Raw genomic sequence first — 26139 nt, 5'->3', positions numbered from 1 at the left:
TTTCATTGAACACTTACAATTATCCTCGAAAGGATGCCCCGCCAATCGCACTGTCAGCTCGCTCCGCACATAGAGTCATTAAAGACTACATGCACCTGTCACTTAGTCGCTAGAATCTCCGCCATCTGCAGCAAAAGGCGGGCATTATCCTCATGTCCCTTAACGGCAACTCGAATATGCTCAGCTCCTAACCCTGCATACATAGCGCAGCTGCGCACTAGTATACCTACGCGGCCAAGCCTAGTCTGAAACTCAGCCGCGCTCCACGGTGATGGCAAGCCACAGAGCAGAAAGTTGGCTTCTCCTGGTGGGACATCGCAGCCCAGCTGCATAAGACCTTGCCGCAGTTTTTCGCGTTCTGCTGTAATAAGCTCACGCGTGCGCTGTTCATAGTCACGTCCACTTGTAAGGCAGGCTTCCCCTGCGAGTAGCGCCAAGCCGTTCACACTCCAGGTGACCTGCTTTCCGCTCATCGCCTTCGCCAGCTTCGGGTGTGAAATCGCAAACCCGAGACGCAAGCCGGGAATCGCATAAAACTTCGTCATCGACCGCACCAGAACCGTATGCGGAAACCGCTCCAGCTCCGGCAGGAGTGTATTTCGCTCTGACTCCGGGATAAAGTCAATAAAAGCTTCATCCACAGCCAAATAAGTCCCGCAGCTTTCAGCCTTCTGCGCTAACAAGCGCAGTTCCTCCACAGCATACTGAACGCCATTGGGATTATTCGGCTGTCCGAGAAATAACAGCTCCACCTGTTCCAACAGCCCGACAATTTCCTCCACTCCAGCGCGAAAATGCTGTTCCCTTGTCCCCTGAACCGATAATACTTCAGCGCCAAATTGTACGGAAAGCTGCCGATACTCAGAGAAACAAGGCTCCACGATGCCAACCTTTTGCGGAGCTATCGCCAGCAGCAGCAAAGCCATAGATTCCGCTGCTCCGTTGCCCACAGTTAACCAGCTATTATCTACGCCAAGATTTTCCGCCAGTAGGCGTTTGAAGCGTCGGTGTCCAGGATCCGGATATGCTACCACCGTTGACAGTGCTGTTCTGAGCAGCTCCAAAACTTGCGGTGGAGGACCGACCGGATTGATGTTAGCACTATAGTCGAGAAATGTGCCTCCAGCTTCCCCATAGAGCTCCGCTGCCGTCAGCAAATCACCGCCATGGCCATATTTTTCAAGCATATTTACACTCCCTCTATCTACTTTCTCTAGCACGATATGTATGTCATTGCCACCATTATTGCCTCTTTGCCGGAAGAACGTCAATGCTTTCGCAGAAGGAATCAGCTAAATCCCCCGCTTCCCTCAAACCGACATGAATCTCAACAATGTGATCTCTTTTGTTAAAAAACCGCTTTTGGTTTAAAATGAAAGTTGTAATCAATTTTGCTGCGACGGAGGAATTCACTATGCTTTTTATTGATAACACAGGGATTACTGACGCATCCATCAATTTGGCGATTGAGGAATATGCGCTGAAGCACTTGCCGATGGACGAGAGTTACCTGCTTTTTTATATCAACAGCCCATCCATCATCATAGGGAAACACCAGAATACTATCGAAGAAATTAACCAAGAGTATGTAAAAGATAATAATATTCAGGTCGTACGTCGTCTATCCGGCGGTGGAGCTGTTTATCACGATCTTGGAAATTTGAACTTCAGCTTTATTACCAAGGATGACGGCCAATCCTTTCATAACTTTTTGAAATTTACCCAACCGGTCATCGATTACCTGCAAAGCATGGGTGTTAACGCCGAGCTAAGCGGACGAAATGATCTGCAAGTTGGTGAGCAAAAGATTTCCGGTAACGCTCAGTTCTCCACACGCGGACGTATGTTCAGCCATGGTACCTTGATGTTCAATCTTAATTTAGATGATGTACAAGCCTCTCTAAAAGTGAATCCAGAGAAGTTTAAATCAAAGAGCACCAAATCCGTACGCAGTCGTGTAGCGAATATCAAAGAACTGCTGGGTACAGATATGACGATCGAGGAGTTCCGCGCCGGCCTGCTGCGTTCGATCTTTGGTATGGATCCTTCGGAGGTTCCTCAGTACAAGCTGCAACAAGCCGACTGGGACAAAATTAATGAGATCTCCAAGGAGCACTACCAGAACTGGGACTGGAACTACGGTCTGTCACCAAAAAGCAACGTTAAACACACGCGCAAATTCCCTGCCGGAATTATTGATATTCGGATGGATATTGAAGATTCCCTCATTAAAGACATCAAAATCTATGGTGACTTCTTCGGAGTCGGTGACGTAGTAGATGTTGAAAATGCACTTCGTGGCAAACGTTATGACGAGGCTGAGGTTAGAGAAGCATTAGCTGATCTCGATTTGAAGCATTATTTCGGCCGTATTGAGCCGGAGGATTTTATCGGATTGGTCTTCCTAGAGGAATAGGATGAATTCACTGGTCATGATTTGAATCAAAAAGAGGACTCCTGCGCATTCGCCAGAAGTCCTCTTTTGCATGAATTAATACTCTTCGCTTTATCCTTTTACAGCAGATCCAACTGTCATAGCCCGTTCTACCTGCTCACTAAAGAACAAATAGACAATAACCATTGGCAGACTCGCCATCGTCATAACCGCCCCCATGCCACCCCAGTCTGTGCTGTATTGGCCTTGGAAGAACAATAGACCCAGCGGCAGTGTTTTCATCCCCTCATCAGAGATCAGAATATAAGCCAGCAAAAATTCATTCCAGTTGTTCAGAAATTGAAAAATGGCTACTGTTGCGACAGCTGGCGTTACAACCGGCACAATAATCTGCAGAAACATCCGGTATACATTCGCGCCGTCCATACAAGCGGATTCCTCCAGCTCCCCAGGAATACCCTTCATAAAGCCGTAGAATACCAGACAAGAGAACGGCAATCCAATGGCGACATAAGGAACAATCAGCCCACCGTAGGTATTAGTCAGATGTAAGTCCCGCACGAGTATAGCAAGTGGAATCATAATTACCTGCAGCGGCATGAACATTCCGATCGTCATATACAATCTGACCCCTTCACGGAATCTCCACCGCAGCCGGGAAATTGCGAATGAGAACATCAGCGATAATATGATAATAAGTAGCGTTGAAATCGTAGAGACTACCAAGCTATTCGTAAAATATCGCGGTATATTGAACTGTGACCAAGCGGCCACATAGTTTTCAATCCGGAAATTAGTCGGAAATCCGAAAGGGTTGGTGACAAAAATCTCGTCATTATTTTTCAGAGAATAAGAAATCATCCATAATAGCGGATAGATGGAAATGATAAAATAAATCCATAAGGGAAGCTGTATGAGCAATGCTCTCACTTTTTTCATAACGTTCCTTTTCCTTTCCGGCTTACTGCCTTATGCTTCATTTCGGTCAAATGTCTTGTTGATAATAATGGTGGCCAGAAGCGACAGAAGGACAAGCACAACCGATACCGCACAGGCATAGCCGTAGTTGCTTTCCAAGAAAGCATAACGATAAATCATAAAGGTAAGCGTATAGTTGCTCGTTCCCGGTCCGCCGTTAGTCATAATCAACATTTGTACAAAAGCACCGATTCCTGAAGTAATGGCAATGATCAGACAGAATTTGAACGTCTCCTTCATCATTGGAATCGTCACCTTACGATGCGCCATCCATTTGGAGCAACCGTCAATCGTGGCAGCTTCCATGTACTGCTCAGGGACAGATTTAACCCCCGCATATAAAAGACTGAACTGGTAACCCATGAACTGCCAGGCATTAACAAAGGCAATCGCAATTATGGATGTGGTTGGAGAAGTGAGCCAGTTTTGTTGATAAGGAATATGCAAAATTTCAAAAAGCCTATTGATCAATCCGTTATTCGGGTCGTAGATGGCAATCCATAGCTGACAAACAACCGTAACCGACAAAACTACGGGGATAAAATAAGCTGTTTTCAACAACTTACGCCCTTTGATTCGCGGGTCGGCACAGGCAAGCGCAAGAATGGTTCCCAATCCGATCTGAAATACAGCGAGCACCAGTGCAAAAATAAGGCCGTTACGAAGGGATGTCAAAAGCAATGGATCATCAAACATCTCTACATAGTTGGACAATCCGTTAAAAGTAGCCGTACTGAGCCCGTCCCACTCGAAAAAGCTACGATAAAAGGATTGAAGCACCGGATAGATAATCACTACACTATAAATCAACAGAGCGGGAAGCAGAAACAGCATTATGGCTTTCTTATTACCTAAGTATTTATGCATGCGGTAAGATTCCACTCCTTCCTTACCAAGCTGCTCACCCGATATAAGGGCTCGATCCGGGTGAGCTGCAGGGCATGGATCAATTTTTATTTATTTTATTTCTCTAATTATTTATTTTCTTTGTTCAGCACTCGGTTCATGTTATCCGTGAACTGCTTAGCCGAGAATCCTTCGATCAACATATTTTGTGTATTGTCGTCCAGTGCATTTTTAATTTGAACACTGCTTACCGCATTGGCGTAACCCTTCACGTTTGGCAGCACTTCTTCAGCGATTCTTTTCATCATGGCAGGCACTTCACCGGTCATTTCTTTATCCACTTTAGTCGCTACGATCGGGCTACCCAGCTGTGTATATTTGTATTCGCTATATTTTTGTGCGATAAAACTAGCTACTTTCACTGCAGTCTCAACATTCTTGCTGCTAGGAGAAACGGCAAAACCACCAGGGCCTCCGGCACCGTTAATGTACATTTTGTTGTTCTCATAAGTCGCTTCGTCCTTAGCTGGCCAGTACATCCAATCCACTTTATCCCCAAGCTTCTCAGCACTGCTGTAGATTTCCCACTGACCGTTGACGAACATGCCAGCTTTTCCTTGGTAGAACAAAGATGAAGCTTGATCATAATTGGTATTCGTAGCATTGACGTCGAACAAGCCTGCTTCTTCCAGCTTCTTCATTTGTTCTGCTGCTGTTACATAAGGCGAAGGCAATGTTGTCGTTCCCTTCGTTTCGAGTGGGCCAAACCCTTTCGTCTCCTCACGAGTCACAAGTCCGCTATAAAAAGAAGTAGTGATCCATTTCTCCTTCGCGAAAATTGAGAGCGGTGTATACCCTGCTGTAGAAAGCTTCTTAGCCGCTCCAGCCAGCTGATCGATCGTCTTGATCGGCATCTCGATGCCTACCTCTTTAAAGATATCCTTGTTGTAAAACAACATTTGGAATTCGATTCCCGTATATGGGAATGCGTATACATGACCGTCTGGGGCAATCAGACGGGACTCATTCCCTGTGTTTAGATTCGCTTTGAAATCTTTGGTGGCTTGGTATTCATCAAGCAGCTCGACATTTTTAGATTTGGCGAAGGTTTGCAGTGTAGGCCAGTCTGTTTCATAAATATCCGGCATGTTCCCAGTCGCGGCATATGTTTTCAGCTTCTGGTAGCCATCTTGAACAGCTTCATCCAGTACAATCTCCACCTCCGGCATTTCCTTTTTCAATTCCTCAACGGCATAATCAAATGGCTTTGAAGTATCTTCGTCAAAATGCTGTGCATAAATTTTTATTTGAATTTTCTTATCGGTGTTCCCAGCGGTCGTATTGGAATCTTCAGAGGTTGAACCACCGTTTCCGGCATTGTTACCACCACAGGCTGTAAGTGAGAAAGCTAAGGATAAAACGGTTGCAACCCCCAGTGTTCTGAATAACTTGTTGCTCATAATGAATCCCCTTTCTGATGCTCTATTTAGTGGAGCTAGTTGAATCCGCTATTTGTTAGCGTTTTCATCGTCCTATTTCTATTATATTTGAGCCTTGAAGACCCAAAAAGAGCCATATCGGGCACAATCGGTAATAAACAGGACAAAATGAAAGCGGCCTCACCAGAGAGCCGCCACCAAATTTGTTTATTAAATTTCATTATTAACGCCAATATGGCGGGAACGGGCAGCCAGCTGCTCAAATTCAGACGGCGGCATGCCATAGTGTTTTTTAAAGCATTTACTGAAATAATTCGGATCATTATAGCCCACTTTACCGGCGATTTCAGACAGTCTCACATTTCCTCCAGCAAGCAGTTCCTTGGCCTGCTTCATACGAGTATAGGTAATGAAATCAAGTACAGAGATTCCACCTTCTTTTCGAAAAACCTTCCGTAAATAGCTGGTATCTACATACACGCCATTCGCCACCTGGTCAACTGTCAGCTCACAATCGGAATAATGCTCCCGGATGTACTCTTTGGCGGCAATGAATAAATTGTACGACTTAGAGGGGCGGTGCTCACGACCTTGATCAATGACTTTACTGTACAAGCCTTTTATCCAGCTTTCAGTCTCATCCCAGTTATCCATCTCCCGTAGCCGCTGCTCTGATGAACCTGCTGGTTTCCAGAGACTTTCCGGATTGATCCCTCTTTCTCCAGCATTGGCAAGGCAAAGGGATACTATACTCATTAAAAGAGTAAAGGAATAGCTGCCTCCCCCTTTCTGGCGTCGTAGAATCTCAATTAATTTGCTTATGTCCTTCGCCGCTGCATCGCCATCCCCCATCTTTAACGCCATCAGCATGGCATCCTGAATTCCAAGATGAGTGATTTCTTTGGATGGAAAGGAGAACTCCTCTATCCCTTCAGAGGAATTCTGCTCGTCCATTTGGAGTGGAAAGAGCTTACTAGAAGCCGTCCCTTCTGCAATTATTTCCGGCTTACCAGCTTTGCGTGCACCTATTTTATGTGACTGAAGGCGCTGCTTCACCTTGATCATCATCTCGTTAAACTCTTGCTGGTTAAACGGTTTCAATAAATAATCTTGTACACCTAAGCGAATCGCTTTTTGGGCATAATCAAATTCATTGTGCCCTGTTACAAAAACAATCAGCATATCAGGAGCATTGGCCTGTAACCGGGTAACCAGCTCCATACCGTCCATATAGGGCATGCTAATGTCCACTAAAGCCAAATCAGGTTTCGTCCGTTCCGCTTCTTCCAGCGCTTCTCTGCCATTTGACGCTTCACCACAGACACTGAAATCATATTTACTCCAATCCAGCTTGGTCCGCATATAATAACGAAACAGCGGCTCGTCATCTACAACCATCACTTTATACATCTATACTGCCCCCCTGCACTTCCGTTCCGGGAATCGTCATTTTCATAACAGTACCTTTTCCCAGTCTACTTTCCACCGATAGGCCATATGGTTCTCCAAAATACAGCTTAATCCGTTCATGAACGCTGTAAATGCCAATGGATGCCGGTTTTCCTTCTCGTGAGCGGTATTCTACAATCCGGGACACCTGCTCCTCGGACATGCCAACACCGTTATCCTCCACGGTAATGATAACTTCTCTTCCGTGTGTATAAGCCTCTATTGAGATAAGCCCCTGACTGCCCTTTGTTTTTAATCCATGGTAGATTGCATTCTCTATGAGTGGCTGTAGGGACAATTTGGGTACCTTAACTCCTTCGAGAGATTTCGGGATATTAATCTCGTAACGTAATACGTCGGGGTTGCGAACCTGCATAATAGCCAAATAATCAGCTGCATTTGATACTTCCTCGGACAGTGGAATAACCTCGTTTCCTTTGCTAAGAACAACCCGATAGAAGTCTGCCAGTGCCTTGGTCGTATCCCGAGCCGCTTCATTAAGCTCCAAATCGTTGAGTACATAAATCGTATCCAGTGTGTTGTACAGAAAATGTGGTTTGATCTGGGCATGAATCAGAGCTAGTTCATATTCACGTTTCCGGACTTGTTCGTTCGTAATCGTCCGCATCAGCTCCTGAATACGACCAACCATGGAATTGAATACGGTGGAGATCAGCCCCGTCTCATCCTCTGTAGTCACTGGTGAGGTAACATTCAGATCGCCTTCCCTTACTTTACGCATCGCCTTCGTCACCTGAAGAAGCGGATTTACGATAATCTGTGACAGCTTTCCTGCAAACAGCAGAGACAGTAACAGGCATCCAATTCCCACGAATATAGTTAACGTTATATTACGGTGAATATCAGCGGTTAACTTTTGCAGCGAAATGGTATTCACAAGCTTCCAATTCAGCTTATCATAATACGTCACAGTGACCAGCTCTCGCCCGCTCCCCCTGCCGATAATTTCCGAGACAGAGCTTCCCGTCTTCCTAAGACTGCCGTTCAGTCTGTCCTCAGGCTTCAGTAGGAGCTTTGATTTATCAGGTGTAGACACGGTCCTTTGCGTTCCGTCTACTATAAAATATTTCTTGTCCGAAGAGGTTTCTCTAGCGGTTTCCAGAAAAGCAGAGAGAGCATCTTCTTTTACGTTCACAAATAATGTACCTATTAGGTTTCCCGTTTTAAGATTGTACACGACTTTACTTAGTGTGAGCACCGGAACTGCCGGATCACTAACCAGATAATCTCTCTGTTCAATAGGAAGCCAACGGTTGACTCCGTAGCTGCCTTTTTCTTTAGCCTTCTCCAGCATATCGCTGGTGAATACCTTCTGCTCGTTAGAATTACCGTAGGCGTAAGAGGAATAAATCTGGCCTTCCGTATCCACAAACACAGCAGAATCAACATCCGGAAAAATAATCAGATCGATAGAAAGCTGGCTCTGCATTAAATTGCGAAACCGCGTCTGCTCCACTGTCGAGGATAACAACGGACGTTCAGCATACATCCGATGGATGTCGGTAGTTATAATGTTGGCACTACTCTCCGTATTTTTTACAATCGTATCTATTTGCTGCATGATGAGCTTGGATTCATCTTTAAAATTGTACTTAGCCTTTTCGATCATCGAACGGCTGAACATCTGCCCTGAGAGCAAGCCTAAAGCAAGCAATGGAAAAATGATCAACGGTATAAAAATAAGGATAATTTTATTACGAATCTGCAATCTTCCAAACCACTTCACTAAGGAATCCCCCCGCATGACAGCCGCCTCCTGTGTGTTCTAGCGGTAATTCATTATGTGCTTCATATCCGTAAATCTCAAGGAGAAAGTATAAATACATATACAACTAAGGCTAGTGTCAGCAGGATAAAAACATTCTCTACAGCTCCACCTTTTTTCGTGCCTGTACTCATTAGCTTTAGACGCAGCTTAAATGGAATGGGCGGCAGGGGCGTAATTCCCCTTTGGGTGAGAGAGTCGGCTAATAGATGAAGCGCATAAGACATGCCGCCTGCTATCCATAGACTGCCACCATCCTGTATACCCGATGAAGCAAAATACAATAAAGTGCTCCAGCCTGCAACAGCATATAAGGTATGAGTCAATCCACGATGCGGGACAAGTGATGTAACTACGAGTATACAAGCTACTATGTAGTTCCAAGGATCATATGCCCCTCCGTATGCAAATACCGCAGTAGCGATTAGTACCATCACCAGATGCCGCAGCTTTCTTCCCGGCAGGAAAGTCACACTCCCCACAAGTAGGGCCAGTACAATATTCCAAGGGCTTTCAACAATTCCTGCAAAATAAAGATAAATCGCTGCTCCTATCAAAGCAACCTGTAGTACCCTGAGCAGAAAGTCAGGAATCGCCTTGCGTACCAGTAACGAATTCGGTTCATCAATGTCTGGCAGGAGCGAGCTTAATGCGGCGACGGCAATAACCGGGATTGTAATCTCATGGGCCATCAAACTCATAACAGATAGGGTAACCCCGGTGCTGATAATTAAATGGGATCTGCCCATCATAGTGAAACCGCTCCTTTCTAAGATGCAAAAACAAGAACAAATGTGCGGTTATCGAAGTATATCAAGACCCGGTTTTTTTGTCTACATAAAACGCTGAAATCGCTTAGTATATAAGCCTTTACGCGATTTCTATCTTGTCCTCCCCATGAATATACGATACAATTTGGACAACTTGACCTTGTCGTCTACATAGAGACGGCAGCTGCTGAAGAAAGGATGACCTAAGTAGTGAAGCGTTCCCGTATAGCCGATTTTAGCCTGCTGTTAGTGGCGATGATGTGGGGATGTACCTTTCTGATTGTACAAAATGCTGTCAAGGTGTTGCCACCGCTCGCGTTTAATAGTATCCGCTTTATGGGCGCTGCCCTGTTGCTGGCTCTAATCACAGTTATTTTTTACCGCAAGGATTGGAAACAGCTTAGTTTCCGCATGGTACGCGATTCTCTGCTGCTTGGCCTTTTTTTGTTTATGGGCTATGGCTTTCAGACGATGGGACTTCTATATACAACAACCTCTAATACCGGCTTTATTACCGGGCTATCGGTTGTCCTAGTTCCCTTTCTGTCTCTTGCCCTATTGAAGCATGCGATTTCACGATACACTTGGTTCAGTGCGGCACTCGCCGCAATCGGGCTTTATCTGTTGACCTTCACGGGCTCTGCATTATCCTTGAATAAAGGCGATGCCTTGATTCTTCTGTGTGCCATAGCTTTTGCGTTACAGGTAGCCTATACTGGCGTTTATGCACCTCATTATCCGGCGTTGCCGCTAGCTACTCTGCAGCTTGCTTTCGTTGGGCTGTTCAGTATTGCTGCCTCGCTTATTTTTGAAGGGGCAACACCGCTCGCCCACAGCGGGGAGCTGATTAAGGACCCAGATGTGCTTTGGGCTCTGCTGATCTCCATCGGGCCAACCAGCGCTTTTGCCTTCTGGATTCAAACCGCCTGTCAGAAATATACTACCCCATCACGGGTAGCCATTATTTATGCCACAGAACCGGTATTTGCCGTTCTGACGGGCTTAGCCTTTGGCGGGGAAACACTCGGGTTGTCCGCTCTGCTCGGTTGTGGTTGTATTCTGGGGGCTATGCTTATGGCAGAGCTGAGCCCGGAACCGGGTCAGAATCAACATAAGAAGAGTTATTTTTCCAAATTACATCTATTTAGAAAGAGATAAGGAGAGAGACAAATGTACAAATTGATCGCGATTGATATTGATGACACTCTGATTAATGACGACAAGGAAGTAACACCTGCTACCCAAACTGCGCTTGAAGAGGCTGTTGCCGCAGGTGTTGTTGTAACCCTTGCTACAGGCCGTGCTTACGCTTCCGCTCAAGCCATTGCCCGTCAAACTGGACTAAACGTACCTATCATTACTTACCAGGGTGCACTCGTTAAGAACTTGCTCGATGAAAAAGTACTGTATGAGCGTTACGTCCCGCAAGATGCAGTCCGCAAGCTGTTCACTTACTGCGTGGAGCATAATCTGCATCTGCAAACTTACATTGACGACAAGCTATATGCCCGTGAAGACAACCAAAAGATCAAAGACTATACGGACTTGAATAAAACGCAATATTTTATTGAGCCTGACTGGGAAAAGCTTGTCCCGCAAAAAACACCAAAAATGCTAATTATCGATGATCCTGATTTCTTGGATGAACTTGCTCCAATCCTGCATGAATTGCTTGGTGATTCCGTGCATATTACCAAATCCAAACCACACTTCCTGGAAATCATGCATCATGAAGGAACCAAGGGCATTGCACTTGAATTCCTAGCCAAACATTACGGCTGTGATCTTTCCGAGACCATCGCTGTAGGTGATTCTTGGAACGACCATGAGATGCTGGAAGCTGCCGGACTTGGCGTCGCTATGGAGAATGCTATTCCTGCTCTGAAAGAAATTGCTGATTTCGTGACCTTAAGCAACAATGACGATGGCGTGAAATATGCGATTGATAAATTCATTCTTAATAAAGTGAACTAAACTTCCTTAAGCAAAAGGGTGCAGCAACGCCATATTTCATGACGTTGCTGCACCCTTTTTTATTCCAAAACTCAAACTCCTGTAGAAGCTAATTCCACTTTCTCGGGTCCCATTCCACTCTCTTCTTCCTGCTCTAGCTGAGAATAGTACAAATCATTATATCTTCCTTCAGCAGCAAGCAGTACATCATGCGTTCCACTCTCCACAATTTCACCATTCTCCATCACGAGAATGATATCAGCGTTCTGAATCGTAGATAAACGGTGCGCGATAACGAGTGTAGTTTTGTCTCCCATTAGTTTACGAATGGCCTGCTGCACCAGTTTTTCTGATTCATTGTCAAGTGCAGCAGTAGCTTCATCCAACAGTAGAATAGGAGCGTTTCTCAGAATTGCTCTTGCAATGGAAAGCCGCTGACGTTGTCCCCCGGACAGTCGTGAGCCTTCCTCACCAATATCAGTATCCAGTCCCTCAGGCAATTCCATTACAAAATCATAGGCATTCGCTTTTCGCAAAGCTTCCAGAATTTCTTGCTCATCCGCCTCTGGATTTCCATTCCGGATATTATCACGAATGCTTCCTGTATAAAGACCTGCCTCTTGCGGCACATAGGAAAAATAACTTCTAAGCTTAGCCAGACTCATCTCGTTGATCCGCTGCCCATTGATTATTACTTCGCCTTCATCGGGTTCATACAATCCCAGCAATAGTTTGAAAAGCGTAGATTTACCTCCACCACTCGGTCCCACAACCGCCATCTGGGTTCCTTTTTGAAGCTCTAAGCTAATCTTGTTTATACTTTGTCTCTCTGCTCCCGGATACGAGAAAGAGATCGACGACATAACCATACTCTCAAATTCTGGTTGCTTAGTCTCCACTTCTGGAAGGGTCTCAACCTCCACCGGGCTATCCAACACCTCAAAGATCCGTCCCGCCGCCCCAAGTGATTGCTGCATCGAATTGATCAGTCCCGGCAGTGAAGAGAACGGCATCACTAAATAATTCATGAGCTGGATGAAAGCAATCATCGCACCGACCTCAAGTGATCCTTTTGCCACAAAATAACCAGCCACGACCAGCGCCAGAAGAAACGTAAAGTTTCCCAAAAAAGAGGAGAATGAGCCAGTAGCTCCCTCAATTCTTCCCCGCTTCAATTCTTCAGAAGTAATATTCTCACTATGCTCCTGATACTGCTTCATTAGTCTGCGTTCAATGCTAAAGGATTTAAACACCATACTACTGCCTAGAATGTCATGTAAAAAGGAAGTAATCTTGCTCATATTAGTCTGAATCTTCACACTGTTCTCACGCATCGCTGAACCAAAGATTTTTCCCGTAAGGAACATCAAAGGCCCCATTGCAAAACAGATCAATGCCAGTAGCCAGTTAATATAGAGCAAATAACCAAATGCCGCGAGGGCTAGTAAAGGGTTACGGATTAGATCAATCATTACCTCGCCTGTAGCATTACCAACAGATTGATTATCATTAGTAAAGCGGGACAATAAATCCCCGGAATGATTACGGTCAAAATAAGACTGAGGAAGAGCTAAGGCATGCCGCATCATATCCAACCGCAGCTCATTTCTGATCTTAGCTGCGATTTTATTTTTGAGATATCGATCGATGAAACCATTAATTGCACTCACTAATAAGTAGATTAATCCGAAAATAACCAGCCCTTTAAAAGCTTTCACATCGAGTCTAACCGCAGCATCCGTAATTACTGAGAGCAGCCAAGCAATCGTTAAATCCAGAACAATTCCAAATAAAGTCGTAAATAATAAAATCGTATATAAGAGCTTGTGCCTTAACATATATGTACTTAATCTTGAAAATACGCCTTTCTGCTTCAAAGAACCAGCCCTCTCACTTAAAATTCTATACCTCTAACCTTAGCGAACACCTTACTGTCATGCCGTTCCCCGTCATACCCAAGATTCGCACTGCGCAGGATCCCCTCCAGTGTAAAACCCGCACGTTCGGCTACCGCGGCACTTTTGATATTTCGTGCACTACAAAAGATTTCGAGACGATTCGCCCCTAATTCCCGTATGGCAAAATTGGTGATTCCATTTACGGCTTCTGTCATATATCCTTTGCCTGCACAGGCGCTCCGGATCCAATAACCAATCTCAAAATTGCGGAGTTCCCAGTTTAGATGATGCAGGCTAATGCAGCCGATAAAACCCTCCGTATCCCTTCTAAAAATACGCATATGTAGCTTATCCCTTTTTAGAAACTCCAGTCTGCCTTCTCTAGTAACTTTCTCTGATTCTTCTAATGTGGGTATTACTTGAGCAAAAGCCATCCAAGGTCTCAATTCATCTATACTTTCACGGATAGCCTCATTCATGCTAACTCCATCTCCCCATAAAGGGGCACGAATGAGCAGCCTCTCTGTTTCAAAACTCTCGGGAAAATCAAGCAGGATTGGATCCTTGGAGTCAGCCACTTCATACTCCTCCTTTGGCGATGATAATTATTCTAAATATGTAAAAATAATACGATATGCTTTTTGATTATATAGTATAAATGGGGATCTGAATACTGAATGCAATAGAAATCACAAAAGGAACATCAACAGGCTGAAGTTGCCCGAATGATGTCCCTTTTTGATTTAGTGAATATCTCAACTAAAGCGGACCACTCCATTTATTGGCTTGAAGAGTTAATTAAACGGATTCAACAAGGCGGAATATAACAGGTTAAATAGGATCAAGAAAACTCCCTTCCAGCAAAAGGGAGTTTTCTTTTTATCTAAATTTCAGCTGATCTCCGAAGACCCTAAGGGTATTCTCATCCCCGTCTCGGCCAGCGTAACATTTTCCGGTAAAATATATGATTTTCTCATATCCACATCATGCGACATATGGGTATAGATTGCCTTTTGAGGCTTCACAGTTTGCAGCAGCTCCGCTGCTTCCGTCATATCGTATACAGAACGAGTCGATAACTCCGCTGCTTCGTAATAGAAGCTTGTACCTAATACCAGCAAGTCAGCTCCATGCATCAGGCGTGTCTCTTCAGCTCCAAGAGAAATGGAATCTGGACAATACACCCATACATAGCCCTCCTTCTCCAGACGAAAAGCATACGAGTATCCATTCTTGCCATGGTTCACTTTCCAGGTATCAATTGTCCAGCCGTCTAGCTCTATGCCTTCATCACAAGGAATCATCTCGATCTGATTGCGCAGCCATGGATATTGCCGCTCTATTATCGGGATCACTTCTGCTGGGGCATAGAGCTGGCCCTTATATCCCATCCAGCGGCAAGAATCCGCCCATTCCGGCAGCCCACCAATATGATCAAAATGAGCGTGTGTCACCAGCAGTCTGCGCATATTCCGTACTCCCTGCGCCTCCATCTGACGCCGCCAGTCAGGCCCACAATCGATCACTAAAAAGTCACTGCCATTATCTATAAGTACAGAAGAGCGCAGGCGAATATTTTTACCCTGTTCCCTTGCCTCTGTACAGGTCTCACAACTGCAATATACCCGAGGAACCCCCATGGCATCCCCTGTACCCAAAAACACCAACGTATCCATCTGCTATCTCTCCTTCAGGTTCTCTTCAACGAAGTAATAAATCTAAATTACCCTCTCTCTATCTTAAAGAGACCCACCAAAAAAAGCCATCCCCACCACAGATGAACTGCTGGGATGACTCTTTTGTTATACCTTTACCTTATATTCCGGCAAGTACCTGATACCAAATTCCACGCTTGGAATAAAGTGAGCTTCGCACCTCATCCCAGCCTCCTAAATAGTTAATATCAAAGAGGCCCGCCGGATCAGGGTAATCGCTTTTGTGCTCAGCATAGACTTGTTTATCCACGGGACGAAAGCCATATTTTGCAAAGATCTCTTGTGCTTGTGGGGTTATCAAAAAATCAACCAGTGCTTCTGATGCTATGCGTGTCCCATGCTCATCCGCATATTTCTCTACAACAGCCGCCGGATTCTCAATCAGAATTGTATTTTTAGGAATAATGACTTCGTATTTGACTCCCTGAGCAATCCGGGCCAGCAGTTCATTCTCATAGGTGACAATTACATCCCCCACTCCATACTCGAAGGCTGCCATAGAAGCGCGGCCACTCTTATCCAGAGACTCTACATTGGCATGGATGCTTTCCAAAAAAGCTTTGGCTGCTGCTGGATCCTTTGCCCCCTCCTGCTCCTCTGACAGCTTCAGACCAGCCCCATAGATCGCGTTGATATCCCATTGCGCACCACCAGAGGTCTTCGGGTTTGGATATAACACTTTAATCCCTGGCTTGGCTAAGTCCGCAAAATCGCGAATGCCTTTGGGATTTCCTTCGCGGGTACCAAGAGCTACTACTGAACGTGTTACCATGCCTTGTTCACCCTGCTCTTTCCATGTTGGCGCTACGAGTCCAGCCTTAACTAGCTTCTCGACATCACCTTCCATGGCTAGCAGCGTCACATCCGCTTCAAATCCACCTACAATCGCTCTCGCCTGTGTCCCTGAAGCCTCATAAGACTCCTGAAAATTAATATCCTGACCCGTATCCGCCTTCCACTTGGCAGCAAATAACGGCAAAATATCCTGCATCGCATCCTTAGCCACACTGTATGCGCCAATTACCAGCGTAACATCCCCTTGCTTCGAAGGCTCTGCCATCGTCGTAGCTGCCTTCTCATTCCCGCAGCCGACTGCTGTCAGCGTGAGTATGGCCAGCATTAGGGCAGCAAAACATCCGTGCAGTTGTCTGCTCCTTTTGATATTCATTGCGGCCCACATCCTTCGAGGTAATGATTTTTAATATTTCCTTGAAAGTAGCTCTATGGCTGAAACTTAAAATTCAAGTAACCAACGTTCGGTATTTGCCGTAATTACGCGGAATGTTTGGACTTTCGGCCGCTGTTGTTCCCAGATTTATTAATTTTATATCCTCAGCGGATTAAATCCGGAAACAAAGGCGGTCGCTCCGCTCCTACAGTTCCAAACTTCCACTTCATTATCACATTCGCTACTATCAGAAAAAATTGAAAATCATTTTATTTATTTTTAAATAAAAATTGGCATTGGATCTTCTTTCAGGTTGTTCTCCTGGATCCAGCTGCGCTCATCATTAAACAGATAAGCCCGATGTACCAGTACTGAGATTTCCTGACCCGGCTGCAAGGTTTCTTTCTCCAACGAACGGTAGGTGACCAGCTTGTGGCCATTTACTTCAACCTCAACGAGCCATTCGCTGCCGCGGAAATGCAGATGTTTCACAACACCTTTTTCCGTGGCAGAAGCCATCTTGAACTCATGCAGGTTACCCACTTCAATATATTCAGGACGAATCAGCGCTTTGGTAGGCTTACCGTCCCCCGCACCTGTAAAGCCTTTAACCTCAGAAGCGTTCTCAATCAGCGTAGATTCGCCGATAAATGTTGCCACGAACGGTGTTTTGGGTTCCTTGTAAATATCCCACGGGGTACCCTTTTGTTCCAAACGTCCTTGATTAATGATCATAATTTCATCCGCTACTTCAATCGCTTCATCTTGGTCATGGGTTACAAAAATAGAGGTGATACCTACACGCTCAATCAGTTCACGCAGCCAAGCGCGCAGCTCCTGGCGGATCTTCGCATCAATAGCGGCAAAAGGTTCATCTAAAAGCAGCAGCTGTGGTTCAGGCGCAAGCGCACGTGCAAAAGCCACACGCTGACGTTGTCCCCCTGATAGCTGATGCGGATAACGTTTCTCGAACCCTTTTAACCCTGTAAGCTCCACAAGTTCCATAACTCGATCGCGGATAGCTGTTTTGTTAGCCTTTTTAACCTTTAAGCCAAAAGCGATATTATCAAATACAGTCATATGTTTGAAGAGTGCATAGTTCTGGAAGACGAAGCCGATCCCACGTTCTTGAGGAGGAAGATTGTTCACCGTCTGACCATGAAAAATAATCTCTCCGGTATCCGGTGACTCCAGTCCCGCCAGCATACGTAGAATTGAGGTTTTCCCGCCTCCACTTGGGCCGAGCAATCCAATCAGGTGACCTTTTGTAATGGTGAAATTGACGTCCTTGACCGCATGAAAATCTCCAAAATGCTTGTTTAACCCCCGCACTTCTACATGCATATTACTGCACTTCCTTTCTTCTCTTGGTCCATTCCATCAACAGCAGCAGACCTGCGGAAAATGCAGCCAGAACTAGCGCTATTCCTCCAGCAGCCGTCACATTAAAATTCTCAACATCCTGATAGACTAAAGTTGTCGCCGTCTGAGTTTTGTTCATAATGTTCCCCGAAACCACAAGTACCGCGCCGAACTCTCCAAGTGAACGTGCCACCGTAAGAATGACACCATACACAACCGCCCAACGAATCGAAGGCCAAGTTACCTTCCAAAAAATAGTCCAGCTACGAGCGCCCAATGTCGAAGCCGCTTCCTCCTGCTGTGAACCAATCTCCTGAAGCACCGGCATAACCTCACGCACCATTAAAGGAAAGGTAACAAATAAAGTGGCAATGATCATCCCGGGAATCGCATAAACGATCTTTAGTCCAATCCCCTCAAAAATCGCTCCCAAGGTACTATCGGGACCCAGCAACAGGACAATCATCAATCCTCCGATTACAGGGGATACCGCGTAAGGCAAATCCACAATACTGTTCAATAATCCTTTTAGACGCTTGCCGATCCAGTTCGCCCGAACAAGATACAGAGCCATCATAATACCGAACAATGTATTTAATAACGTAACTACTATCACAACAAGCCCAGTCATCATGAGCGCATGCAGCGCTTCGGGCCTAGTCAGAGCATTCCAGAAACCACCAAATCCTTCACTAAAAGCACCGATAGCCATTTTTCCTAATGGAGCAGCAATGAGCAGAAAAAACACTAAATAAGTAAGAGCAATCCATAATTTCCTCATGAGCGTCTCCCCCGCATCTGCAGCATATTAATCAGCCAAAGAATGAGAAAGGATAAGGTCAAGAGAATAACAGAAACCGCAGCGGCGGAGACCGGATTATCACTTTCAACTTCACCAAAAATAAAAACAGAAGATACAAGCGTACGGCCCGGAATATTACCTGCGACGAGTACCACTGCACCAAATTCCGCAAGCGCCCTTGAAAATGCGAGCATCCCACCACTGATCATCCCAGGCGCCATTGATGGAAGAATAACTTGCCAGAATACCCTTGCCCCCTTGGCACCCATTGTATATGCTGCTTCCTCTTCGGATGGGTCCAATTCCTCCAGCAAGGGCTGAACCGCTCGAATCACGAATGGAAACGTCACGAACACCATAGCAATTACGATAGCCGGTTGATGAAAAACAATTTCAAATCCAAGTGCCTCAGCTGCTTTGCCGATAAGGCTACCTGGTCCAAGCAGCAGTAGAATCATCAAACCTCCGACAGCTGTTGGTAGTGCAAAAGGTAAATCGACCAGACTGTTTAGCAGCGCTTTACCAGCAAATTGATAACGAATAAGGACCCAAGCAATCATAGTTCCTAACAAAACATTAATTAAAGTGGCGAAAATCGCCAGCTTTAAGGTTAGCAGCACCGACTTCCAAGCAATTGGATCGCTGACGCTTTCCACAAAATTGCCAAAACCAAGAGAAAAAGAGTTGTAATAGACCCCGAGTATGGGCAACACGATCAATACTACAAAATAGAGCAAAATTGTAGTTCGGAAACCCCAAGTCCAGCCTTTGTGTCTAAGCAGCGAATTCAATGATTTTTGCCCTCCCACCTCCGGATAACCGGTCGGTATACTAACCAAAATCCTCATTAATTATTCCTATTTATATACTTGGTTTTATATTATTACTACTTTACCAAATCCTTCTCACCGCCGTCAATTACTTTCAAGTGAATTTAGGTTAAAATATATGTATCAAAGGTACACTAAAAAATGGCACCTCACAGGAAGGGGATTGATTATGTTGCATACTCTGGAGATCACTACTACAAAGCGGGATGAATTACGTGATATTACTCGGGAAGTCATTTCTTATGTGAAAAAAAGTGGAGTTCAAGACGGATTGATTGTAGTTTATTGTCCTCATACCACTGCTGGTATTGCTATTAATGAAAATGCGGATCCTGATGTGAAGCATGATGTTCTGATGCGTTTGGATGAAGTCTACCCTTGGGAGCATCCGAAGTATCGGCATGAGGAAGGCAATACTGCCTCTCATCTTAAATCTATTACTACCGGGCCTTCCCAGACCCTGATCATCCACGAAGGTGAATTAATTCTCGGTCGTTGGCAAGGTATTTATTTCTGTGAGTTCGATGGACCTAGACGCCGGCAATGTTGCTTAAAAATAGTAGAGGGATAATAAACATACAAATGGCCGCTTCCGTTATCGCTGCGGAGCGGCCATTTAGACTATAACTAGAGTCTAGTAATACTTTCATCAAGCAGAGAAGCAGTGTTATACCAATGCACAGCTTTAAAGTGAAGATCTATAAAAAAAACAGCATTTTAAAGGCTGCGACATAAAACCTTTATATGAGCTAACGCTGCCTCTTTCACATCGTCAAACGATACTTTGTCCTGGATATAATAAGAAATAAATCCGTGTGCAGACAAGAACATTGTTAACGGCACATTCTGCCAGTCCTCAGACACATATCCCTCTTCCTTCATATGACGGCGCACAATACTGGAGAATAAATCAAAACATCGTCCCTGTTCTGCTCTACAATAAGCTAGCAATTCCTCATCGCGAATCATGAACATAATTTCATATTGATAGGGATGATCTATTCCAAATCTAATAAATTCCATAATCAGCTGTTCTACCCTTGTCATTCCTTCTTCAGGCGGTTTATTCATCACTTGACTGAGTAAAGCAGCCACATGATTAAAATCCTCTACAACAATAGCGTAGAACAACTCCGCCTTTTCCTTGAAATGATAATAGAGAGAGCCGTGGCTATATCCCAAATGCTGACCAATACTTCGCATTGAAATTGCCCGATACCCTTTGGTTATAAACAGATGCCTAGCGGCCTCTAAAATCCTTTCCCTCGACAACTCCTGCTCCACTGCTCTCCTTGCCATATACTAATCCCCTTCGCTGTAGTAAATCCGCCGCCCTTCTGTTATCAGGGCTTGCCCTTGGGTTAGATCTGTTATCCATGCCATAAAAGTGTCACCCTCATCATTTCGCGGCAAACATAACAACGTTACTTTGTCGGTGAACAAAGTCTCGCCAGTCTGAATCCCTCTTCCTCGAAGTTCGTTCTCAACCTTGCCCAGCCAAGTGTACTCTATCTCTACGAATACCTCTCGTCTCAGTACACGGGTGATTACTTCTCCTGCTTCAAGCGCAAGCACTGCTCCATCCGTATAAGCTCTAATCAGCCCACCGGCACCCAGCATAATGCCTCCGAAATAACGGGTCACTACGATTGCGACATTTTTAACTCCCTGATTGCGGATTACTTCCAAAATCGGTTTACCGGCTGTACCACTCGGCTCCCCGTCGTCCGATTGCCTCTGGATTTCGTCTCTCTCCCCAATCACATAAGCAGAACAGTTATGCGTTGCGTTCCAATGTTTCTTCTTGATGTCCTCGATAAACAATAAAGCTTCTTCTTCATTCTCCACTGGCATAACATGACCAATGAAACGAGATTTACGGATCACAACTTCCTTTGAGCCGGAAGAGCGGACCGTTTGGTATTGTTCTAACATAATTATTCCAGTCCTTATTTACATATGATGTCTTCATATAATGTCAGGAGCAGTCCCGGTATTGGATTACCTATGGACTGCTCCTGGTGACTTACATTAGTATGAATGTTCTGTGATTAATAGCTATTGTAAAACCTACTGCAATACTATTCAGTAAGTCTTGCTTCCAGCTCTGCTTTTTCTTTTTCGTAACCTGGTTTGCCAAGCAATGCGAACATGTTTTTCTTGTATGCTTCTACGCCTGGTTGGTCAAATGGGTTAACACCGAGCAAGTATCCGCTGATACCGCAGGCTTTTTCAAAGAAGTACACCAAATATCCAAAGGTGTATGGTGTTTGATCAGGAATAGTAACGATAAGGTTGGGTACTTGACCATCTGTATGTGCAAGCATTGTACCTTGGAAAGCTTTCTTATTCACGAAATCCATAGTCTTACCTGTTAAGAAGTTCAAGCCGTCCAGATCATCCGGATCATTCTCAATCGTAACATGATGAGCTACTTGATCTACTTGGATAACCGTTTCAAAAATGTTGCGGTTACCTTCTTGGATAAATTGACCCATGGAGTGTAGATCTGTGGAGAAATCAACGGAAGAAGGATAAATTCCTTTGAAGTCCTTACCTTCACTTTCGCCAAACAATTGTTTCCACCACTCAGATACAAAGTGTAAGGAAGGCTCATAGTTGACGAGGATTTCAGTTGTTTTACCTTTACGGTATAGCGCGTTACGAACTGCAGCATATTGATAAGCTTGGTTAGTAGCTACATCTGGATTGTTGAACTCATCCGCAGCGGCAGCAGCACCTTGCATCATTTCTTCAATGTTAATGCCAGCTACAGCAATTGGCAGCAAGCCTACAGGTGTCAATACGGAGTAACGTCCGCCCACATCGTCTGGAATGATGAAGGATTCATAACCTTCTTCAGTTGCCAATTTCTTAAGGGCACCTTTTTCCTTGTCTGTAGTAGCGTAAATGCGTTTACGAGCTTCTTCCTTGCCGTATTTCTTCTCCAGAGCAGCGCGGAAAATGCGGAAAGCAATCGCTGGCTCAGTAGTAGTTCCTGATTTGGAGATTACGTTCACGGAGAAGTCTTTGCCTTCTACTAGATCAAGCAGATGCGTGATGTATGTAGAGCTAATGTTATTACCAGCGAAATAAACTTCTGGAGTTTTGCGTTTATCTTTAGAAAGGTTATTGTAGAAAGAATGCGATAGCGCCTCAATAGCTGCGCGTGCTCCCAGATAAGAACCTCCGATACCAATTACAATCAGTACCTCGGAATCGCTTTGGATCTTCTTAGCAGCTTGTTGAATGCGAGCGAATTCTTCCTTATCGTAAGCTGTCGGCAGATCGATCCATCCAAGGTAGTCAGAGCCTACACCAGTTTTGTTATGCAACTGTTCGTGTGCTAGCTTAACTGGGGCGGCAAGGTTGTCGATTTCTTGTTGGTTAAAAAACGAAAGAGCTTTTGTGTAGTCAAAATTAATCTTCTTAGACATCGGTAATGGTAACCTCCTGTTTTATCTCTTTAAATTTAAAACCGTTTGTTACAACTTTATAATTAGGATACTTTAATTTGCCTTGACTGGCAAGGTCTTAGGGCACATAGAGGGCATTAGAACCAAGTTTTCCAAAGTTCCTTGGAAGCGTTTCCTGTATCAAAAGACTTAGGTGTGCTGTGGTGCTGGACAAAGTGCCGTGATAGAATAAAGAAAACGGAAGGTGGCTATATAAATGAAACAAATCGGTTTTATCGGACTCGGAACAATGGGTGCGCCTATGGCCTCCAATTTACTACATGGCGGCTTTCAGGTTACGGTATACAACCGTACGGCAGCCAAGTGTAAACCTCTTGAAGCAGAAGGTGCCCAGACTGCTCTCACGCCCCGCGAAGCGGCTGAGGGTAAGGATGTTATTATTACCATGATCAGCAATGATGATTCGGTTCGTGAAGTGTTTTATGGTCAAGATGGTATACTTGATGCTGTGAAGCCTGGTGGACTAATTATTGATTCCAGCACAATTTCACCAGGACTAGTTCGTGAGATTGCCGCTGCTGTAGAAGCGCGCGGTGGACATTTCCTAGACGCGCCAGTAACTGGAAGCAAACCGGCAGCGATTGAAGGAACCTTAGTGTTCATGGTCGGCGGTAGTGCTGAGGTCATAGAACAACATCATGATATCTTTGATACTTTGGGTAAGAAGCTGCTACATATGGGTGAGAACGGCAGCGGCGCTGTGGCCAAGCTGGCTCACAATGCTATGGTTGGTATTCATAATGTTGCCCTAGCCGAAGGATTCGCCATTGCTGTTAAATCAGGCGTACCAGCAGACAAGTTCCTGGAACTGGTACAACTTGGTTCTGCGGGCAGCAAACAAGCTGAGCTTAAAGGCCGTAAAATCATAGAAGATGATTTCAGCAATCAATTCTCCCTCGCTCTAATGCTTAAGGATTTGAAGCTTGCCTCTGCCCACAGCGATGCAACAGGCGTTCCTTCTCCTATGCTGGGCTTGGCTAAAAGCATGTTCCAAGCTGGATTCACCCAAGGTTATGGTGAAGAAGATCTCTCTGCCGTAGTGAAATGTTACGAAGAGTGGATCGGCCAAAAGATGGGTGCAAATGTATCCAATAAATAAATCCAAGAGCTCAAAACCTACTTCATAAGAACATTTACGACCGCCTCGCACATGATATTGCGATGCGGTCTTTTCTTTATGGACAATCCCATTGTCGAACCAATTATACGAACGTTTGTTTGTATAATTATAATACCAAATTAACAGTTGTAGTGCAAGAAAATATTGGTTGCTGTGGAGTTACTCAGAACGTTGTGGTGGTGTTGGTGGGATAGTTACTAAGAAGGTCGCGAAGTACTGGTTTGTCGCAAAAGTTACTGTATTAGTGATGAAAAGGTGGATTGTGCTGGTGGAGTTACTGATGAGTTGCTAAATAGTCGCTTAAAAGTTACTGAGGGAGTGCTGAAATGTTGGGTAAGTGCTGGAGAAGTTACTGGATGAGTTGTTAGATAATTTCAGAAAAGTTACTGAAGGAGCGCTGAATTGTTGGATAGATACTGGAGAAGTTGTTGGATAGTCACTGGGTGAGTTGCTGGTTAGTTGCAAATTGGTTACCAAGATGATCGCTTGATGACTACGGTATATCCCGTATTTTCTGGAACCTCTCCCTCGCTCCAAACCTTAAGCTCCTTTAACTAAGTAACCTCTGCGGTACACAGCCATCTCTATTGGACTCAGCTGACCTTATTCGCAGTATAATCTCACATTTGGCATGCTATCGGACTCCATAGTCGCTATTGGCATGAAAAGCGCCAATTATGAGGCTATTTCCATGGAATAGTTGCACTGGTGTCCGAAAACCTGCTCAAAAGACTATAAATTTGCTAATAGCGTCATCTAGGTCCTTAGCGGTAGGATTGGTGGTGACCCGGTACTACATTGGTGTTGATCTAGTGTTAACGCCATCTGAGTCCGTACGCAGTGGGTTGGCGCTAACCGTGTGCCAAAGTTGGTGATGACACAGCACCATCGGACTCAGCTGACCTTATTTGCAGCATAATCCCACATTTGGCATGATATCGGACTCCATATTCGCTATTGGCATAAAAAGCGCCAATTATGAGCCTGTTTCTATGAAATAGCTGCACTGGAGTCCGAAAACTTGCTCAAAAGGCTATCAATTTGCTAATAGCGTCAGCTGGGTCCTTAAGCGGTAGGATTGGTGTTGACCCGGTACTACATTGGTGTTGATCTAGTGTTAACGTCATCTGGGTAGTTACGCAGTGGGTTGGTGAGGACCCGGTGCCTAAAGTTGGTGATGACACAGCACCTTCGGACTCAGCTGACCTTATTCGCAGTATAATCCCACATTTGGCATGCTATCGGACTCCATAGTCGCTATTGGCATAAAAAAGCGCCAATTATGAGCCTGTTTCTATGAAATAGCTGCACTGGAGTCCGAAAACTTGCTTAAAAGGCTATAAATTTGCTAATAGCGTCAGCTGGGTCCTTAAGCGGTAGGATTGGTGTTGACCGGGTGCTACAGCGGTAGGATTGGTGTTGACCGGGTGCTAAATTGGTGTTCAATCCAGCGTTAACGTCATCTGGGTCCTTAAGTGGTAGGAATGTTGTTGAACCGGTGCTAAGTTGGTGTTGCTCCAGCGCTAACGTCATCTTGGTCCATAAGCAGTGAGGATGGTGGTGTCCCGATGCTAATTTGGTGATGATCCGATTCAGCCCTAATGTCATCTGCTTCCTTAAGCCTCAAAAGGAGCATGATGAATATACATATTTGAACATCAAGCAATCACCAGCCACAACAAAAAGCAGCGATCCTCCTATAACAGGAGAACCGCTGCCTTACTGACTTTACGATTTTTAAATTGAATCCGGGTCGTCTCACTCATTGAAAAAAGCTACTTATAGGACAACCCTTAGAAAAGTCTGTTTTCTATAGAACCGGGTAAGAACAGCAATAATCAGTTACTTCAAATACTTCCAACGCAAATTTAGAGTTGCCAGGAACATTGAACGTTGACGCTCCCTTAATCTCCTGCCATACCTCAGTGCCGGGAAGCAGCACTTTAAGATCGCCGGACAGAATCTCCATAATTTCAGGACCATCTGTACCAAATTCATACACACCCGGCAACATGATGCCCAGTGTCACCTTAGATCCATCTTGCAAAATTACCGTACGGCTGGTTACTTGTCCGCCATAATATACATTGGCTGCTTTTTCGATCGTTGCGTTGTTAAACTGACTCATTACTTGTTCTCCCCCTAATGATTA

23 protein-coding genes are annotated in these 26139 nt (G+C 44.9%); 5 read left to right on the top strand and 18 right to left on the bottom strand.

What is annotated here, in order from left to right; all coding sequences use genetic code 11:
* Positions 1-98 precede the first annotated feature (98 nt).
* Positions 99-1187 (bottom strand): histidinol-phosphate transaminase, encoded by a 1089-nt coding sequence (locus tag MHI51_RS06200; protein WP_076277707.1) that lies wholly within the window; start codon positions 1185-1187, stop codon positions 99-101.
* A gap of 227 nt (positions 1188-1414) precedes the next feature.
* Between MHI51_RS06200 and MHI51_RS06195 the strand changes: the two genes are divergently transcribed.
* On the top strand, positions 1415-2416 hold the full coding sequence (locus MHI51_RS06195; protein WP_076128152.1) for a lipoate--protein ligase: 1002 nt from the start codon (positions 1415-1417) through the stop codon (positions 2414-2416).
* Positions 2417-2506: 90 nt separating this feature from the next.
* Here MHI51_RS06195 and MHI51_RS06190 read toward each other — a convergent pair whose 3' ends face one another.
* The 6 genes from MHI51_RS06190 to MHI51_RS06165 form a co-directional block, all read right to left on the bottom strand.
* A complete protein-coding gene (locus tag MHI51_RS06190) occupies positions 2507-3334 on the bottom strand; it encodes a carbohydrate ABC transporter permease (protein ID WP_036681776.1) in 828 nt (275 codons plus the stop codon).
* 30 nt (positions 3335-3364) lie between these two features.
* Positions 3365-4240 carry a carbohydrate ABC transporter permease gene (locus MHI51_RS06185; RefSeq protein WP_038569153.1) on the bottom strand — a complete coding sequence of 292 codons (876 nt, stop codon included), beginning with the start codon at positions 4238-4240 and terminating at the stop codon, positions 3365-3367.
* 107 nt (positions 4241-4347) lie between these two features.
* Positions 4348-5679, bottom strand: a complete 1332-nt coding sequence (locus tag MHI51_RS06180) for an ABC transporter substrate-binding protein (protein WP_076218822.1) — start codon at positions 5677-5679, stop codon at positions 4348-4350.
* 189 nt (positions 5680-5868) lie between these two features.
* On the bottom strand, positions 5869-7068 hold the full coding sequence (locus MHI51_RS06175) for a response regulator (RefSeq protein WP_076218823.1): 1200 nt from the start codon (positions 7066-7068) through the stop codon (positions 5869-5871).
* Complete coding sequence (locus MHI51_RS06170) at positions 7061-8872, bottom strand: sensor histidine kinase (RefSeq protein WP_076218824.1); 1812 nt, start codon at positions 8870-8872, stop codon at positions 7061-7063. The genes MHI51_RS06175 and MHI51_RS06170 overlap by 8 nt, the downstream gene beginning before the upstream one ends.
* Positions 8873-8931: 59 nt before the next feature.
* Positions 8932-9645, bottom strand: a complete 714-nt coding sequence (locus tag MHI51_RS06165; RefSeq protein ID WP_076128159.1) for a metal-dependent hydrolase — start codon at positions 9643-9645, stop codon at positions 8932-8934.
* A 228-nt stretch (positions 9646-9873) separates the two neighbouring features.
* On the opposite strand from MHI51_RS06165, the gene MHI51_RS06160 reads away from it, so the two are divergent.
* Positions 9874-10821 (top strand): DMT family transporter, encoded by a 948-nt coding sequence (locus MHI51_RS06160; protein ID WP_052096830.1) that lies wholly within the window; start codon positions 9874-9876, stop codon positions 10819-10821.
* Positions 10822-10833: 12 nt separating this feature from the next.
* A complete protein-coding gene (locus MHI51_RS06155; RefSeq protein ID WP_036681768.1) occupies positions 10834-11637 on the top strand; it encodes a Cof-type HAD-IIB family hydrolase in 804 nt (267 codons plus the stop codon).
* A gap of 71 nt (positions 11638-11708) precedes the next feature.
* Here the strand turns inward: MHI51_RS06155 and MHI51_RS06150 are convergent, their stop codons facing one another.
* From MHI51_RS06150 to cysT, 7 genes are all read right to left on the bottom strand, one after another.
* Positions 11709-13493 carry an ABC transporter ATP-binding protein gene (locus MHI51_RS06150; protein ID WP_076128161.1) on the bottom strand — a complete coding sequence of 595 codons (1785 nt, stop codon included), beginning with the start codon at positions 13491-13493 and terminating at the stop codon, positions 11709-11711.
* A 17-nt stretch (positions 13494-13510) separates the two neighbouring features.
* Positions 13511-14092, bottom strand: coding sequence for a GNAT family N-acetyltransferase (locus MHI51_RS06145; RefSeq protein ID WP_405173688.1), 582 nt, complete (start codon positions 14090-14092; stop codon positions 13511-13513).
* A 312-nt stretch (positions 14093-14404) separates the two neighbouring features.
* Entirely contained in the window at positions 14405-15190 is a 786-nt protein-coding gene (locus MHI51_RS06140; protein ID WP_076185771.1) for an MBL fold metallo-hydrolase, read from the bottom strand.
* 139 nt (positions 15191-15329) lie between these two features.
* Positions 15330-16397 carry a sulfate ABC transporter substrate-binding protein gene (locus tag MHI51_RS06135; RefSeq protein WP_405173687.1) on the bottom strand — a complete coding sequence of 356 codons (1068 nt, stop codon included), beginning with the start codon at positions 16395-16397 and terminating at the stop codon, positions 15330-15332.
* A 279-nt stretch (positions 16398-16676) separates the two neighbouring features.
* A complete protein-coding gene (locus MHI51_RS06130) occupies positions 16677-17741 on the bottom strand; it encodes a sulfate/molybdate ABC transporter ATP-binding protein (RefSeq protein ID WP_076104838.1) in 1065 nt (354 codons plus the stop codon).
* A gap of 1 nt (position 17742) precedes the next feature.
* Positions 17743-18540, bottom strand: coding sequence for a sulfate ABC transporter permease subunit (locus MHI51_RS06125; protein WP_076104839.1), 798 nt, complete (start codon positions 18538-18540; stop codon positions 17743-17745).
* Positions 18537-19352 carry a sulfate ABC transporter permease subunit CysT gene (gene cysT / locus MHI51_RS06120; RefSeq protein WP_076128166.1) on the bottom strand — a complete coding sequence of 272 codons (816 nt, stop codon included), beginning with the start codon at positions 19350-19352 and terminating at the stop codon, positions 18537-18539. Before cysT ends, MHI51_RS06125 begins: the two co-directional genes overlap by 4 nt.
* A gap of 208 nt (positions 19353-19560) precedes the next feature.
* Here cysT and MHI51_RS06115 point away from each other — a divergent pair, with 208 nt between their 5' ends.
* Entirely contained in the window at positions 19561-19962 is a 402-nt protein-coding gene (locus MHI51_RS06115; RefSeq protein WP_405173686.1) for a secondary thiamine-phosphate synthase enzyme YjbQ, read from the top strand.
* A gap of 146 nt (positions 19963-20108) precedes the next feature.
* Here the strand turns inward: MHI51_RS06115 and MHI51_RS06110 are convergent, their stop codons facing one another.
* The 3 genes from MHI51_RS06110 to MHI51_RS06100 form a co-directional block, all read right to left on the bottom strand.
* A complete protein-coding gene (locus MHI51_RS06110) occupies positions 20109-20690 on the bottom strand; it encodes a TetR/AcrR family transcriptional regulator (RefSeq protein ID WP_036681739.1) in 582 nt (193 codons plus the stop codon).
* Between the two features lie 3 nt (positions 20691-20693).
* A complete protein-coding gene (locus MHI51_RS06105) occupies positions 20694-21326 on the bottom strand; it encodes a YigZ family protein (protein ID WP_076099036.1) in 633 nt (210 codons plus the stop codon).
* Positions 21327-21472: 146 nt separating this feature from the next.
* Positions 21473-22828 carry a glucose-6-phosphate isomerase gene (locus MHI51_RS06100; protein ID WP_036681734.1) on the bottom strand — a complete coding sequence of 452 codons (1356 nt, stop codon included), beginning with the start codon at positions 22826-22828 and terminating at the stop codon, positions 21473-21475.
* A 235-nt stretch (positions 22829-23063) separates the two neighbouring features.
* Here MHI51_RS06100 and MHI51_RS06095 point away from each other — a divergent pair, with 235 nt between their 5' ends.
* A complete protein-coding gene (locus MHI51_RS06095; RefSeq protein WP_405173685.1) occupies positions 23064-23966 on the top strand; it encodes an NAD(P)-dependent oxidoreductase in 903 nt (300 codons plus the stop codon).
* A 1831-nt stretch (positions 23967-25797) separates the two neighbouring features.
* Here MHI51_RS06095 and MHI51_RS06090 read toward each other — a convergent pair.
* On the bottom strand, positions 25798-26115 hold the full coding sequence (locus MHI51_RS06090) for a pyrimidine/purine nucleoside phosphorylase (protein WP_036681729.1): 318 nt from the start codon (positions 26113-26115) through the stop codon (positions 25798-25800).
* Positions 26116-26139 lie beyond the last annotated feature (24 nt).

The sequence above is a fragment of the Paenibacillus sp. FSL H8-0260 genome, assembly GCF_045040625.1.
Classification (GTDB): Bacteria; Bacillota; Bacilli; order Paenibacillales; family Paenibacillaceae; genus Paenibacillus_AQ; species Paenibacillus_AQ odorifer.
This window is presented reverse-complemented; position numbering and strand designations above follow the sequence as displayed.

Bases quoted from the DNA above. Each gene is read 5' to 3' on its own strand.
- MHI51_RS06200 (WP_076277707.1), bottom strand. From the start codon at position 1,187: ATGCTTGAAAAATATGGCCATGGCGGTGATTTGCTGACGGCAGCGGAG.
- MHI51_RS06195 (WP_076128152.1), top strand. From the start codon at position 1,415: ATGCTTTTTATTGATAACACAGGGATTACTGACGCATCCATCAATTTG.
- MHI51_RS06190 (WP_036681776.1), bottom strand. From the start codon at position 3,334: ATGAAAAAAGTGAGAGCATTGCTCATACAGCTTCCCTTATGGATTTAT.
- MHI51_RS06185 (WP_038569153.1), bottom strand. From the start codon at position 4,240: ATGCATAAATACTTAGGTAATAAGAAAGCCATAATGCTGTTTCTGCTT.
- MHI51_RS06180 (WP_076218822.1), bottom strand. From the start codon at position 5,679: ATGAGCAACAAGTTATTCAGAACACTGGGGGTTGCAACCGTTTTATCC.
- MHI51_RS06175 (WP_076218823.1), bottom strand. From the start codon at position 7,068: ATGTATAAAGTGATGGTTGTAGATGACGAGCCGCTGTTTCGTTATTAT.
- MHI51_RS06170 (WP_076218824.1), bottom strand. From the start codon at position 8,872: ATGCGGGGGGATTCCTTAGTGAAGTGGTTTGGAAGATTGCAGATTCGT.
- MHI51_RS06165 (WP_076128159.1), bottom strand. From the start codon at position 9,645: ATGATGGGCAGATCCCATTTAATTATCAGCACCGGGGTTACCCTATCT.
- MHI51_RS06155 (WP_036681768.1), top strand. From the start codon at position 10,834: ATGTACAAATTGATCGCGATTGATATTGATGACACTCTGATTAATGAC.
- MHI51_RS06140 (WP_076185771.1), bottom strand. From the start codon at position 15,190: ATGGATACGTTGGTGTTTTTGGGTACAGGGGATGCCATGGGGGTTCCT.
- MHI51_RS06135 (WP_405173687.1), bottom strand. From the start codon at position 16,397: ATGAATATCAAAAGGAGCAGACAACTGCACGGATGTTTTGCTGCCCTA.
- MHI51_RS06130 (WP_076104838.1), bottom strand. From the start codon at position 17,741: ATGCATGTAGAAGTGCGGGGGTTAAACAAGCATTTTGGAGATTTTCAT.
- MHI51_RS06125 (WP_076104839.1), bottom strand. From the start codon at position 18,540: ATGAGGAAATTATGGATTGCTCTTACTTATTTAGTGTTTTTTCTGCTC.
- MHI51_RS06115 (WP_405173686.1), top strand. From the start codon at position 19,561: ATGTTGCATACTCTGGAGATCACTACTACAAAGCGGGATGAATTACGT.
- MHI51_RS06110 (WP_036681739.1), bottom strand. From the start codon at position 20,690: ATGGCAAGGAGAGCAGTGGAGCAGGAGTTGTCGAGGGAAAGGATTTTA.
- MHI51_RS06105 (WP_076099036.1), bottom strand. From the start codon at position 21,326: ATGTTAGAACAATACCAAACGGTCCGCTCTTCCGGCTCAAAGGAAGTT.
- MHI51_RS06100 (WP_036681734.1), bottom strand. From the start codon at position 22,828: ATGTCTAAGAAGATTAATTTTGACTACACAAAAGCTCTTTCGTTTTTT.
- MHI51_RS06095 (WP_405173685.1), top strand. From the start codon at position 23,064: ATGAAACAAATCGGTTTTATCGGACTCGGAACAATGGGTGCGCCTATG.
- MHI51_RS06090 (WP_036681729.1), bottom strand. From the start codon at position 26,115: ATGAGTCAGTTTAACAACGCAACGATCGAAAAAGCAGCCAATGTATAT.